General features: G+C 67.7%; 13 protein-coding genes and 1 tRNA gene. 6 read left to right on the forward strand and 8 right to left on the reverse strand.

What is annotated here, in order from left to right; all coding sequences use genetic code 11:
* Positions 1–148: 148 nt before the first annotated feature.
* The 3 genes from BM009_RS03710 to BM009_RS03720 form a co-directional block, all read right to left on the reverse strand.
* Positions 149–1,912 (reverse strand): putative bifunctional diguanylate cyclase/phosphodiesterase, encoded by a 1,764-nt coding sequence (locus BM009_RS03710; protein WP_093294621.1) that lies wholly within the window; start codon positions 1,910–1,912, stop codon positions 149–151.
* 70 nt (positions 1,913–1,982) lie between these two features.
* Positions 1,983–3,593 carry an NAD(P)/FAD-dependent oxidoreductase gene (locus BM009_RS03715; protein ID WP_093293920.1) on the reverse strand — a complete coding sequence of 537 codons (1,611 nt, stop codon included), beginning with the start codon at positions 3,591–3,593 and terminating at the stop codon, positions 1,983–1,985.
* 233 nt (positions 3,594–3,826) lie between these two features.
* The gene (locus BM009_RS03720) at positions 3,827–4,258 is read right to left on the reverse strand and encodes a MarR family winged helix-turn-helix transcriptional regulator (RefSeq protein ID WP_093293921.1); all 432 of its coding nucleotides are present in this window, start codon (positions 4,256–4,258) and stop codon (positions 3,827–3,829) included.
* A gap of 141 nt (positions 4,259–4,399) precedes the next feature.
* Between BM009_RS03720 and BM009_RS03725 the strand changes: the two genes are divergently transcribed.
* On the forward strand, positions 4,400–4,825 hold the full coding sequence (locus BM009_RS03725; protein WP_093293923.1) for an organic hydroperoxide resistance protein: 426 nt from the start codon (positions 4,400–4,402) through the stop codon (positions 4,823–4,825).
* A 181-nt stretch (positions 4,826–5,006) separates the two neighbouring features.
* On the opposite strand, the gene BM009_RS03730 is transcribed toward BM009_RS03725, so the two are convergent.
* The 3 genes from BM009_RS03730 to BM009_RS03740 form a co-directional block, all read right to left on the reverse strand.
* Complete coding sequence (locus tag BM009_RS03730) at positions 5,007–5,423, reverse strand: flagellar basal body rod protein FlgC (RefSeq protein ID WP_093293924.1); 417 nt, start codon at positions 5,421–5,423, stop codon at positions 5,007–5,009.
* A gap of 129 nt (positions 5,424–5,552) precedes the next feature.
* Positions 5,553–6,383, reverse strand: coding sequence for an alpha/beta fold hydrolase (locus tag BM009_RS03735; RefSeq protein ID WP_093294622.1), 831 nt, complete (start codon positions 6,381–6,383; stop codon positions 5,553–5,555).
* 296 nt (positions 6,384–6,679) lie between these two features.
* Entirely contained in the window at positions 6,680–7,573 is an 894-nt protein-coding gene (locus BM009_RS03740; RefSeq protein ID WP_093293926.1) for a LysR family transcriptional regulator, read from the reverse strand.
* A gap of 105 nt (positions 7,574–7,678) precedes the next feature.
* Between BM009_RS03740 and BM009_RS03745 the strand changes: the two genes are divergently transcribed.
* From BM009_RS03745 to BM009_RS03755, 3 genes are all read left to right on the forward strand, one after another.
* A complete protein-coding gene (locus BM009_RS03745) occupies positions 7,679–8,152 on the forward strand; it encodes an AtaL-like protein (RefSeq protein ID WP_093293927.1) in 474 nt (157 codons plus the stop codon).
* Between the two features lie 26 nt (positions 8,153–8,178).
* Positions 8,179–9,249: an alkene reductase gene (locus BM009_RS03750; protein ID WP_093293929.1), complete on the forward strand. Its 1,071-nt coding sequence runs from the start codon at positions 8,179–8,181 to the stop codon at positions 9,247–9,249.
* Positions 9,250–9,373: 124 nt separating this feature from the next.
* Positions 9,374–9,739 (forward strand): cupin domain-containing protein, encoded by a 366-nt coding sequence (locus BM009_RS03755; RefSeq protein WP_093293930.1) that lies wholly within the window; start codon positions 9,374–9,376, stop codon positions 9,737–9,739.
* An 82-nt stretch (positions 9,740–9,821) separates the two neighbouring features.
* Here BM009_RS03755 and BM009_RS03760 read toward each other — a convergent pair.
* Positions 9,822–9,897 (reverse strand) — tRNA-Ala (locus tag BM009_RS03760).
* Positions 9,898–9,979: 82 nt separating this feature from the next.
* Entirely contained in the window at positions 9,980–10,306 is a 327-nt protein-coding gene (locus tag BM009_RS03765) for a TIGR02300 family protein (protein ID WP_093293932.1), read from the reverse strand.
* Positions 10,307–10,410: 104 nt separating this feature from the next.
* Here BM009_RS03765 and aroA point away from each other — a divergent pair, with 104 nt between their 5' ends.
* Positions 10,411–11,739: a 3-phosphoshikimate 1-carboxyvinyltransferase gene (gene aroA, locus BM009_RS03770; RefSeq protein WP_093293933.1), complete on the forward strand. Its 1,329-nt coding sequence runs from the start codon at positions 10,411–10,413 to the stop codon at positions 11,737–11,739.
* 58 nt (positions 11,740–11,797) lie between these two features.
* A complete protein-coding gene (gene cmk / locus BM009_RS03775) occupies positions 11,798–12,424 on the forward strand; it encodes a (d)CMP kinase (protein WP_093293935.1) in 627 nt (208 codons plus the stop codon).
* Positions 12,425–12,608: the final 184 nt, after the last annotated feature.

The raw sequence follows: 12,608 nt of genomic DNA on the forward strand, positions 1-12,608 counted from the left end.
TCCTCCCTCGCGAACCGGGGGAGGGGGACCGCCGCCGAAGGCGGTGGTGGAGGGGGCCGACCGCCGGCCGCGCCTAGCGGCGCGCCCCTTCCACCACGCCGCGGTGCGGCGCGGTCCCCCTCCCCCGGCACGCCGGGGGAGGAAACACTCAAGCCGCAAGCGCCTTTCGCGCCGCGATCCACTCCGCGAAGGCCGCTACTTCCAGCGGCCGCGCGAACCAGTATCCCTGCGCTTCCTCGCAGCCCATGCCCGCGAGAATCGCCGCGGCATCCTCGGTCTCCACGCCTTCCGCCACCACGCGGCGGCCGAGCTTGTGGAGCAGGCCGACCATCGTCTCGACCAGCACGTAATCGGCGCCCCAGGCGGCGGTGAGGCCGCGGACGAACGCCTGGTCGATCTTCACCACGTGCGCAGGCACCTGCTGCAGATAGGCCAGGCTGCTGTGTCCGGTACCGAAGTCGTCGATCGCCAGCGCGATGCCGGCCTCGGCCAGTTCGCGCAGCATCGCCAGCGCTTTTTCCGGCTGCGCCATCATCGCGCTTTCGGTGAGCTCGATCTCCAGTTGCGACGGGCGCAGCTGCCGCGTGATCAGCGCCAGCTGGATGCGCTGGATCAGATCGGCCTCCATCAGGTTGGCGGCCGAGATGTTGATCGAGAGCGTCAGGTCCAGCCCCGCAGCACTCCACGACGCGAGCTGGTCGAGCGCGTGCTCCACCACCCATTGGGTGGCGGGGCGCGCCAGCGCGGTCTGTTCGATGATCGGGATGAACTCGGCGGGCGATATGTCGCCCAGCGTCGGGTGTCGCCAGCGGAGCAGCGTCTCCGCCCCTAGGCAGCGACCGGTCGCAAGGTCGACGCGGGGCTGGAAAACCAGTCGCAACTGGTCCCCCGACTCCAGCGCTGCGCCGAAATCCTGGAGCAGATCATAATGGCGGCGCATCTCGTTGTCCCGCGCGGCGGAAAAGAGCGCGATCGCACCATCATTGCGCCGCGCGTCCTGCGCCGCACTGGCGGCGCCGCGCAGCACGTCCTCGGGCGGCACCTCGCCCAGCCGGAAGGGCCGCACCCCGATCGCGACGCTGGTCACGAACCGAACGCTGGAGGTGGCGCGGATCGCCGCAAAACCGCGTTCGAGCACGGCGACATAGGCCTGTACATCGACGTCCGGCGGGGAGAGGAAGGCGAACTGGGTGGTGCCGACATGATAGGCGGTGCGGTCTGCGCCCAATGCCGCCTGGATCGCATGCGCCGCCTCGCGCACCATTTCGTCCAGCCGCGCCGCGCCCATCGCGCCGACGATCTTGGCGATCTGATCGTCGCGCGCAAGATCGGCCACCACCGCGACATGCGCCTGGCCGGGGCAGTCGAGCGCGAGATCGGCGAGGTCGTCGCGGAACTGCGCGCGGGTCGGCAGTCCGCTGATCGGGTCGATCCGGCCGAACGAATGCTGCAGCTCGATCTGCTCCATCACCATCGCGGCGAGATCGGTCAGCGCTGCCAGTTCCTCGGGCTTGGCGATGCGCGGCTCGGCACCCAGCACGCAGAGCGCGCCGAGCCCATAGCCGTCCTTGGTCACCAGCGGCGCCCCGGCATAGAAGCGCGTGCCATGCTCGGCAAGCAGGCTGTCGGAGTAGCAGGGATGCGTCGTGAAGTCCTCGATCACCACCAGGTCCCGCGCCTCGGCGACTTCCGAGCACGGCGCCTTGTCACGCGGGATGCTGTCATGTTCGACTCCGACACGCGACTTGAACCATTGCCGGTCCCTGTCGGTCAGCGACACCGCCGCGATCGGCAGGTCGAAAATCTGCGCCGCCATCCGAGTGATGCGATCGAAATGCTCGCTCGGCGGCGTGTCGAGCAGCTTCAGTTGATGCAGCGCGTCCAGTCGCGCGGCTTCGCGATAATCCTGCACAATCGTTCCCTTCGCCACCCATTATAGACGCGGCGAAGTCACGATTTCTTATAAAGCCAAAATGCCGTGGTTAATCCGCCATGATGCTCTTCGCGACCGCCTCGGCAACCTTGATGCCGTCGATCGCTGCCGAAAGGATGCCGCCAGCATAGCCTGCCCCTTCGCCCGCCGGGAACAGCTGCGGCGTGTTGAGGCTCTGGAAATCCGGCCCCCGCGTGATCCGCAGCGGCGACGAGGTGCGCGTCTCCACGCCGGTCATCACTGCCTCGGGATGGTCGTAGCGGGCGATCTGGCGGCCGAATACCGGCAGCGCCTCGCGGAACGCCTCGATCACGAAGTCCGGCAGGCAGGCGGAAAGATCGGTGGGCGTTACCCCCGGCTTGTAGCTCGGCACCACCTGGCCCAGCGCCGTCGAGGGGCGCCCTGCGAGCAGGTCGCCGACCAGCTGCCCCGGCGCGTTGTAGTTGGAGCCGCCGGCGATAAAGGCCGCGTCCTCCCATTTCCGCTGGAGCTCGATGCCAGCCAGCGGACCGCCGGGATAGTCGCGCGCGGGATCGATCGCCACGACGAGGCCGGAATTGGCGTTGAACTCGGCGCGCGAATATTGGCTCATGCCGTTGGTGACGACGCGGCCCTCCTCGGAGGTCGCCGCCACCACCCGCCCGCCGGGGCACATGCAGAAGCTGTAGACGGTGCGGCCATTTGCGCAGTGGTGCGACAGCGCATAGGCGGCCGCGCCGAGGTCGGGATGCTTGGCGCACTTGCCGAACCGCGCCCGGTCGATCCAGCTCTGCGGATGCTCGATCCGAACGCCGATCGAGAAGGGCTTAGCCTCCAGATGCACGCCCACCTGATGCAGCATCTCGAAGGTCGGCCGGGCGCTATGGCCCACCGCGAGGACGACGTGGGTCGCTTCCAGGAAGCTGCCGTCGTGCAAGTGCAGGCCGCGCATCTTGCGCTCGGCGTCGAGCTCGATTCGGTCGACGCGGGTCTGCCAGCGATATTCGCCGCCCAGTTCCTCGATCGTGCGGCGCATGCTCTCCACCATCGTGACGAGGCGGAAGGTGCCGATATGCGGGTGCGCCTGCCAGAGGATGTCGTCCGGCGCGCCGGCCTTCACGAACTCCTCCAGCACCTTGCGGCCGAGGAAGCGCGGGTCCTTGACCCGGCAATAGAGCTTGCCGTCGGAGAAGGTACCCGCCCCGCCCTCGCCGAACTGGACGTTCGACTCCGGGTTGAGCTCGGAGCGGCGCCACAGGCCCCAGGTGTCCTTGGTCCGCTCGCGCACGATCTTGCCGCGATCGACGATGATCGGGCGGAAGCCCATCTGGGCGAGGATCAGGCCGGCGAACAGCCCGCAGGGGCCCGCGCCGATCACCACCGGGCGCAGGCCCTGCCAGCCTTGCGGCGCCTGGACCGGCGGGCGGTAGGTCATGTCCGGCGTCGGCCGCACGTCCTTGTCGCCCGCGAGGCGCACCAGCACTTCGGCTTCGTCAACAAGGTCGACGTCGACCGTGTAGACCAGCAGGATCGCGCTGCGCCGCCGCGCATCATTGCCGCGTTTAAATATGGTGAAGCCGCGCACGTCGGCCGGCGCCACGCCCAGCCGCGCCGCGATCGCCGGGGCCAGCGCATCGGCGGGATGGTCGAGGGGCAGGGAAAGTCCGGACAGGCGCAGCATCGAAACGGGGGTTCCAGCAGATGTGGGGGGGGGGCGTGTTCGTCCCTTAGCGTGGTGGGACGGCGCAGCAAACCTGGGATCGCGTGCCAGCCGTACCACAAAATCCATCGTCATTCCCGCGAAGGCGGGAATCCATTTGCCAGGACGCTTTGGAATAGAACCGCGGGTTCAGCGGCAATGGATCCCCGCCTTCGCGGGGATGACGGTGTAGGGTGCGAAGGGACTGGAGGCCCTCACGCCCGCGCCAGCGAGTCGCGCAGTGCCTGCGCCTCGCGGTTGAGCGCCGCCAGCCGCTCCAGCGTCAGGTCGGTCTTCTCCAGTATCGCCTCGCCCAGACAGCCGCACTCCTCGCGAATCGCGCGGCCCTGGTCGGTGAGGAACACCTGGACCTGGCGCTCGTCCTCCGGGTTGCGCTTGCGCTCGACCAGCCCGGCGGCCTCCAGCCGCTTCACCAGCGGGGTGATCGTGCTCGATTCGAGCGCCAGCCGCTCGCCGATAGCGCCCACCGTGCGGCCGTCCTGTTCCCACAGTGCGTGGAGCACCAGATATTGCGGATAGGTGATCCCCAGCCGATCGAGGATCGGCTTGTAGACGCGCGTGATCGCCATGCTCGCGCTGTAGAGCGAGAAGCAGAGCTGGCCGTCGAGCGGAAGCGGGGCTGGCATGGGCAGAAACTCCTCCCCGCCGGACAGCGGCGGGACAAAATCATATATCGCGATAACGAATCCGCTGGACAAGGGGCTCGGCCTCACCTATTTGGTCTTTATCGCGATAAGGATTATCGCAGTAACTGAAGGAGACACCCGATGTCGGTCGATGTGAAGTACACCACCAAGGCAACTGCAACCGGCGGCCGTGACGGCAGCGCACGCTCGGAAGACGGCGTTCTGGCAGTGAAGCTGTCGACCCCGAAGGAACTGGGCGGCGCCGGCGGCGACGGTACCAATCCCGAGCAGCTGTTCGCCGCTGGCTATTCGGCCTGCTTCATCGGCGCGCTCAAGGCTGTCGGTGCGGGCATGAAGATCAAGGTTCCGGCCGAGACGACGGTTACCGCGACGGTGGGTATCGGCCCGCGTTCGGAAGGCGGCTTCGGCATCACCGCCGATCTGCTGGTCACCCTGCCCGGCCTGGACCGCGAAGAAGCGCAGAAGCTGGTCGACGCCGCCCACCAGGTCTGCCCCTATTCGAACGCGACCCGCGGCAACGTCAATGTCGGCCTGACTCTGGCCTGAAGGCGGGCAGCCCCTCCCCCTCCGGGGAGAGGGGCATCCCCCACAGCACTATATCCTGTCATTCCCGCGAAGGCGGGAATCCATTGGCGCTGATGGCGCGGTTCTACCCGCAACATCCTGGCAAATGGATTCTCGCCTTCGCGGGAATGACGATTCCTTCAGGGAAGCGGGCCGTACCTCTTCAGACCCGCATGTCCAGCAGCGAACCCATCATCTGGTCGTCGGTCTTGATCACCGAGAGGTTCGCGCGGAACGAGAAGAGCGCCTTGCGCTGCTCGACATCCTCGCTCGCGAAATCGACGTCGGGCGCCTCGATGTTCCCATCCGCATCGGCATCCTCCGATTCCGGATCGTAGCGGGGGCCCGTGCCCGGCACCGCCGGCACCGGCTTGGCATTGACGCCGCCCGCGGCAGCGGCCGCCTGGTAGATCGCGATCGGCTGATAGGCATGGTTGACCGTCTTGCCGATCGCATTCGCCGCCGTCACCGCCTTGACGGTCTCGCCGGTGGTGTTGGCGTTGGCTACGTTCTGCGCGCTGACGTTGATCCGCGCGACGCTGGCCTGGACCCCGGTAAGGGCAATGTTGGTGGCGATCATGGCGCTACTCCGATGCGCCAGTGTCGCAGCCAGGTGTGAACGAGCGGTTGCCGAACATGCTTAACCGTCCGCACACGCAAAAAGGGCCGCGCCTGCCGATGGAGCAGGCGCGGCCCTGCTGTCAGCGCATCACTTGCGAATGAACGCCAGCAGATCGGGGTTCAGCACATCGGCGTGCGTGGTCAGCATGCCGTGCGGGAAGCCCTTGTAGACTTTCAGCTCGCCATTCTTGACCAGCTTCACGCCCAGCATCGCCGAATCCGCGATCGGCACGATCTGGTCGTCGTCGCCGTGCATGAAGAGCACCGGCACCTGGATCTTCTTCAGATCCTCGGTCTGATCGGTCTCCGAGAAGGCCTTGATGCAGTCATACTGCGCCTTGGCGCCGCCGATCATGCCCTGGCGCCACCAATTCTGGATCACGCCCTGCGAGACCTTCGCACCCGGACGGTTGAAGCCGTAGAACGGGCCCGACGGCACATCGAGGTAGAATTGCGCGCGGTTGGCGGCAAGGGCGGCGCGGAAGCCGTCGAACACCTCGATCGGCAGGCCGCCGGGGTTGTTGGCGGTCTTGAGCATGATCGGCGGGATCGCGCCGACCAGCACCGCCTTGGCGACACGGCCCGGCTTGGAACGCGCGACATAGGCCGCGACTTCGCCGCCCCCGGTCGAGTGGCCGATATGCACGGCGTTCTTGAGGTCGAGCGCCTCGGCCAGTTCCAGAACGTCGGACGCATAGGTCGCCATGTCGTTGCCGGTGTCGGTCTGGGTCGAGCGGCCATGGCCGCGGCGATCATGCGCGATCACGCGGAAGCCCTGCTGCAGGAAGTACAGCATCTGCGCGTCCCAGTCGTCCGCGCTCAGCGGCCAGCCATGGTGGAACACGATCGGCTGGGCGGTCTTGGGCCCCCAGTCCTTGTAGAAGATCGTCGTGCCGTCCTTGACCGTGATCGTCGCCATGTTCGTATCTCCATGATGTGAATGGCCCTGCGCCATCGCCTGCGCCGCCGGCGCGAGCGCCGCGACAGCACCCACCGCCAGCGCGCCTTCCAGCAGTTCGCGGCGCGTGACGCCCAGCATAGTCTCGATTCCGCTCATCCCCGCGCTCCTCCGAACCAATGCCGATCCGGCAGCGCACGCAGCGCGCCCGATCGATCGCTACGAGTTTTGGCAGGGTTGATACGGCGGCGAAATCGAACGCTGGTATAGGCTCTCTCACCCCGCGGTTGGGGCCAAGTAGGTGCGCCTGTCGCGGTTCAGCCATCGAGGAACGCGGCGAGTTCCTCCGGCGTGCCATTCGGGAACGCCGCCTTCAGATAGTCGAGAAAGGCCGAAACGCGCGCGCTGAGCAGCCGCCGCGACGGGTAGAGCGCCCACAAGGCCACCGCCGCCCCGGCAAGATCGCCCCAAAGCACCAGCCGACCGCTGGCGATGTCGCCGCTCACCAGCGACAGCGGCAGCCGCGCCGCGCCGACCCCCATCCGCACCGCGTCGCGCAGCATCATGTTCGATGACATGGCGAGCACCGGCATGACCGGCAACCCGACGAGGCCGTCCGGCGTGTCGAGGTTCCACAGATCCGCCCCGCCCAGCGCCCCGCGCACCAGCGCCGGCACCGTCTCCCCCGCCGCCGGCAGCGCCAGCCCGGGCGCGGCGACCACCACCTGCCGGTCGTGGAGGAAGGCGCGGCCGACGAGGCTGACGTCGGGCCGCGGGTTGACCCGGATCACCAGATCATAGGCTTCCTCGATCATGTCGACCGGGCGATCCTCGACGATGATCTCCGGTCGCACCTCGGGATAGGCCAGCGCGAAGCCCGCCGCGATCTTGCCCATCGCCGCCTGCGAGAAGAGCAGGGGCGCGCTGATCCGCAGCCGTCCGCGCGGACGATCGCCGCCCGAGGCGATGGCCGCCGCCGTCTCCTCCAGTTCGGTGAGCAACTGGCCGGTGCGCGCGAATAACGCCCTGCCCTCCTCGGTCAGCTGGAGAGTGCGCGCGCCGCGCTCGAACAGCCGGAGGTTCAACGCTGCCTCCAGCTCGGCGACGCGGCGCGACAGCGTCGCCTTGGGCCGGCCGGTCGCCCGCGCTGCCTTTCCGAATCCGCCATGCCGGGCGACGAGGTTGAAATCGGCTAGCGCCAGCAGGTCCATTCGTTCCACCCATGAGACGGCGCGTCCAGATATAGCGGCTATTGGATCGCCTGTGGATCACTAATTTCGGGGTCAGCCAATCAAGGCCAGCCAAGGACCTCCGCCATGATCTACTCGACCGCCACCGTCCCCGTGAACGCCGCCGGCGAAACCCCGCTCACCCGCGACCAGGTCTGGAAGGGACTCGAAGCCAAGGCACGCGATGCCCGGCTGTTCCTCCCCGAGGGCCTTTGCACGCGCTGCGACGTGACCGAGGAAAGCGCCACCCACTTCGTCCGCGAGGCAACCATCGCCGGCGCCGATCTGCGCGAGATCATCACACTGGAGCCGCAGCGCAAGGTCACCTTCTTCCAGGCGAAGGGTCCGCGCGAAGGTGCTATCGTCAACGAACTGTTCGAGGACGAAGCGGGCGCACTGCAGCTCCGCTTCTATTGCTATCTCGGCCTGCGCGACAAGGCGCCGGGCAGTCCCGAGGAACAGGCCGAGCAGGCCAGCTTCGACAGCGACCGCGGCTACAAGGCCGCGCTGCTCTCCACGCTCAAGCGCACCCGCGAACTGCTGGCCGACGGCCGCCTTTGATCCCCACATCCCCCAGGAGACGTATCATGACCGACATCTGGACTCCGCTCGCCACCGACACGCTGCAACTCCCGCACCGGCTCGCCATGGCGCCGATGACTCGCAGCCGCGCCAAGCCCGACGGCACGCCGGGCGACCTCGCCGCACTCTACTATACCCAGCGCGCCGGCATGGGCCTGCTGATCACCGAAGGCACCCAGCCCTCGGACGACGGCCAGGGTTATCTCGCCACGCCGGGCATCTACACCGACGCGCATGTTGCCGGCTGGCGCAAGGTGACCGATGCCGTGCACGATGCCGGCGGGCGTCTGTTCCTCCAGCTGATGCATGTCGGCCGCCGCGCGCATCCTGACAACACGCCGCATCACCGCCAACCCGTCGCGCCCTCGGCGATCGCTCCGGGGGACGACATGTTCACGATGACGGGGATGCAGCCGGTGCCGGAACCGCGCGCGCTCACCCCTGCCGAGGTGGAGCAGACGGTCGCGGATTTCGCCCATGCCGCGCGGCGCGCGATCGAAGCGGGTGCGGACGGCGTCGAGATCCACGGGGCCAATGGCTATCTGGTGCACCAGTTCCTGGCACCGAACGCCAACCATCGCACCGACCAATATGGCGGTTCGATGGAGAATCGCGCGCGCTTCGCGATCGAGGTGGTCCGCGCCGTAGCGGATGCCATCGGTCCGGAGCGCACTGCCATCCGCCTCTCGCCTGGCGTGCCGACCGGCGGCATCGCCGAGGGCACCGACAATGACGATCTCTACCGCTACCTCGCGACAGCATTCGGCACGATGGGCCTTGCCTATCTGCACCTACTGTTCGTGCGGGGCGAGGATCCGCTGCTCGGCGACCTGCGCGGGCTCTTCCGCGGCACCCTCGTCCTCAATCGCCCCGGCCGCCAGCGTGAGCAGATCGGTGCCGACGTGGCAGCGGGCCTCGCCGATATCGAAGCGCTGGGCATGATGGCGCTGGCAAACCCCGATCTGACAGCGCGGCTGAAGACGGGCGCCCCCCTGAACGCGGCGCGGCCCGCACTATTCTACGCAGGCGGCGGCGCGGAGGGCTATACCGACTATCCAACGCTCGATGCTGCATGACAATGCGGCGGGTGGCATCCTTGCCACCCGCCCGTCCCCGCGCGCGCACCGGAATTGGCGCCGCCACGGCGATGGATTAGGCCGGCCGCATCGCCAACCGCCCGATCGGCAGAAAGAACCACCCATGTTGCCTGCTGCAAATCTCGTCGAAGCGTTTGAACGCGTGACCGAATACTGGTCCCCCAAGGTGATCGGCCGCGTGAATGACCAGCTGCTCAAGGCCGCCAAGCTGAAGGGCGAGCTCGTCTGGCATGCACATGATGCGGAGGACGAGCTGTTCTACGTCGTGAAGGGCACGCTGCGCATCGAGTTCGAGGATGGCGCGACGACGCTGCGGCAGGGCGACTTCCTCACCGTCCCGAAGGGCGTACGGCACAATCCGGTTGCGGACGAGGAATGCTGGATCCTGCTGATCGAGCCTGCCTCGACCCTGCACACCGGCGCCGAGACGACCGATCGCACCCGCAGCCTGGAGGAGCAGCTCCGCTAGGCTATGCGCACTCTCATTCTGTGTGGAAAGGATCGATCTCGCCGATCCGACGCCCGGCCTAGCCAGGAAATTCCGGGGGAAATGGTGGAGCCGAGGGGGATCGAACCCCTGACCTTCGCAATGCCATTGCGACGCTCTCCCAGCTGAGCTACGGCCCCATTCCCCGGGAAGGCGGCCCCTCTATAAGGGCCTCGCGGGGTTGGCAAGCGCCTTTTTCGCGCTTGCCAGATTTTTTCGAACTTACTGCTCGTCGTCGTCGTTGACGGTCTCCACGCCCAGGTCGTCGTCGCCGCCCAGATCGACGTCGTCGTCCGGCGATGGCTCCTCGTCGTCCGCACCGATGTCCAGATCGTCATCGCCCACCAGATCGGAATCTTCCGCTTCCGGCTTGTCGGGATTGGCCTTCACTGCCTCGAACGGCAGCGGCTGCTTCGACTTCAGGATGGGCTCGGGCTCCCAGGCGAAACCGCAGTTGATGCAGGTGACCGGCTCGTCCTTGGTCAGATCGTAGAAGCGCGTACCGCACTTCGGGCAGCTGCGCTTGGTGCCCCATTCCGGCTTCACCATGTGTTGCCTCTTCGCCTTTCGCTGTGTTCGGAGATTTCGGGATGTGATCCCGGAAAGTGGGGCGCGCCTTGCCATGCTGCAAGCCGCCTGTCAAAGCCGCGCCCATGTCGAACACCGATCCCCGCCCTCTCACCCTCTCCGCCCGCGGCCCGCTGCGCGGCACCGTTACCGTCCCCGGCGACAAATCGATCAGCCACCGCGCGATCATGTTTTCCGCGCTTGCGGTCGGCGAAAGCCGCATCGAAGGCCTGTTGGAGGGCGAGGACGTGCTCGCCACCGCCGCGGCCATGCGGGCGATGGGCGCACAGGTGGAGCGCGGCGAGGACGGCACCTGGCGCGTCCACGGCGTCGGCGTCGGCGGGCTGCAGCAGCCGGCCCAGGCGCTCGACATGGGCAATAGCGGCACCTCGACCCGCCTGCTGATGGGCCTGGTCGCCAGCCATGGCATCACCGCGACGTTCACCGGCGACGCATCGCTCTCGGGCCGCCCGATGGGCCGCGTGATCGAGCCGCTTGCCCGCATGGGCGCCGAGATCACCGCCAGCCCGGGCGGTCGCCTGCCGCTGATGCTCCGTGGCATGTGCCCGGCGGTGCCGATCGAATATACCCTGCCCGTCGCCTCGGCGCAGGTGAAGTCGGCGGTGCTGCTGGCCGGCCTCAACACGCCCGGCATCACCCGCGTGATCGAGCCCGTCCCCACCCGTGACCATAGCGAGCGGATGCTGCGCGGCTTCGGCGCCGAGCTGACCGTGGAGGACTCTCCCGAAGGCAAGATCATCTCGATCACCGGCGAGGCCGAGTTGAAGCCGCAGGATATCGTCGTGCCGGGCGATCCCTCCTCGGCCGGCTTCTGGATGGTCGCGGCTTCGATCGTGCCGGGCTCGGAAATCACCATCGCCAATGTCTGCATGAACCCCACGCGCACCGGCCTGATTACCGCGCTTCGGCTGATGGGCGCCGACATCGAAGAGACCAACGCCCGTACCGTCGGCGGCGAGCCGGTAGCCGACCTGGTCGTGCGCCACGCGCCGCTCAAGGCGATCGACGTGCCCGCCGATCTGGCGCCGAGCATGATCGACGAATATCCGGTGCTGTTCGTCGCCGCCTCGCTCGCCGAGGGCCGCACCGTCGCCCGCGGCGCGCACGAGCTGCGGGTGAAGGAATCGGATCGGATCGCCGCGATGCGCACCGCGCTCGAAGCCTGCGGCGTGGTGACCGAGGAGTTTGAGGACGGACTCGCCATCCAGGGTTCGGCCGGCAAGCCGCTCGCCGGCGGCGGCAAGGTCGCGACGCTGCTCGACCATCGCATCGCGATGAGCATGACCGTCGCCGCGCTTGCCGCCGAACAGCCGATCGCGATCGACGACGTCGCGCCGGTCGCCACCAGCTATCCGAACTTCTTCGCCACGCTGGACGCACTGACCAACAGCTGATGCGACAAGTTCACGGCAAGTCCCTTGACGCGCGGCGCCGGTCTCGCGAGGGAACCGCATGATTATCGCAGTCGACGGCCCGGCAGCTTCGGGCAAGGGCACCATCGCACGCGCCCTCGCCCGCCAGTACAACTTGCCGCATCTTGATACCGGCCTGCTCTATCGTGCCGTTGCCGCAACGGTACTGCGCGAAGGGTTGGACCCTGCCAAGGAAGCCGACGCGGTCGCCGCCTGCAGCTTCGACGACTCGCTGCTGGCCGATCCGTTCCTGCGCACCGACGAGGTGGGCCAGACCGCCTCGATCGTCTCGGCGCATCCGCTGGTGCGCGCCGCGCTGCTCGCCCGGCAGAAGCGCTTCGCCCAGCAGCCCGGCGGCGCGCTGCTCGACGGCCGCGACATCGGCACGGTGATCGCGCCCGATGCGGACGTGAAGCTGTTCGTGAAGGCCACCCCGATGATCCGCGCCCAGCGCCGGCACCTGGAGCTGCGCAAGAACGGCATCAACGTCAGCCTCGACAAGGTGCTGGCAGACATCCGCGCCCGCGACGAGCGCGACTCGAAGCGCAGCGAGGCGCCGCTGGTGCAGGCGGTGGACGCAGTGACGCTGGATACCAGCTTCCTGTCGATCGACGCGGCGGTGCAGCGGGCGATCGAGATCGTCGAGAAGCGGAAGGTAGCGGGCTGAGCCTTCTAAGCCCCTCCCCTTCAGGGGAGGGGAGGGGGTGGGGCAGTGTCTCGCAGAGACCAACCTCTGTTCTGGAATCCCTCCACCCCCCAACCCCTCCTCCAAGGAGGAGGGGCTAAGAAGGTGTCCCACCCCCGAAAACCTTGCGTTTCCACCCCATCCGCAGTAAGGCGCGCGCATCCTG

The organism is Sphingomonas sp. NFR04 (assembly GCF_900114095.1).
Lineage (GTDB): Bacteria > Pseudomonadota > Alphaproteobacteria > Sphingomonadales > Sphingomonadaceae > Sphingomonas.

Coding starts and splice junctions, on each gene's coding strand:
- BM009_RS03715 (WP_093293920.1), bottom strand. CDS start 3,593: ATGCTGCGCCTGTCCGGACTTTCCCTGCCCCTCGACCATCCCGCCGAT.
- BM009_RS03720 (WP_093293921.1), bottom strand. CDS start 4,258: ATGCCAGCCCCGCTTCCGCTCGACGGCCAGCTCTGCTTCTCGCTCTAC.
- BM009_RS03725 (WP_093293923.1), top strand. CDS start 4,400: ATGTCGGTCGATGTGAAGTACACCACCAAGGCAACTGCAACCGGCGGC.
- BM009_RS03730 (WP_093293924.1), bottom strand. CDS start 5,423: ATGATCGCCACCAACATTGCCCTTACCGGGGTCCAGGCCAGCGTCGCG.
- BM009_RS03735 (WP_093294622.1), bottom strand. CDS start 6,383: ATGGCGACGATCACGGTCAAGGACGGCACGACGATCTTCTACAAGGAC.
- BM009_RS03740 (WP_093293926.1), bottom strand. CDS start 7,573: ATGGACCTGCTGGCGCTAGCCGATTTCAACCTCGTCGCCCGGCATGGC.
- BM009_RS03745 (WP_093293927.1), top strand. CDS start 7,679: ATGATCTACTCGACCGCCACCGTCCCCGTGAACGCCGCCGGCGAAACC.
- BM009_RS03750 (WP_093293929.1), top strand. CDS start 8,179: ATGACCGACATCTGGACTCCGCTCGCCACCGACACGCTGCAACTCCCG.
- BM009_RS03755 (WP_093293930.1), top strand. CDS start 9,374: ATGTTGCCTGCTGCAAATCTCGTCGAAGCGTTTGAACGCGTGACCGAA.
- BM009_RS03765 (WP_093293932.1), bottom strand. CDS start 10,306: ATGGTGAAGCCGGAATGGGGCACCAAGCGCAGCTGCCCGAAGTGCGGT.
- aroA (WP_093293933.1), top strand. CDS start 10,411: ATGTCGAACACCGATCCCCGCCCTCTCACCCTCTCCGCCCGCGGCCCG.
- cmk (WP_093293935.1), top strand. CDS start 11,798: ATGATTATCGCAGTCGACGGCCCGGCAGCTTCGGGCAAGGGCACCATC.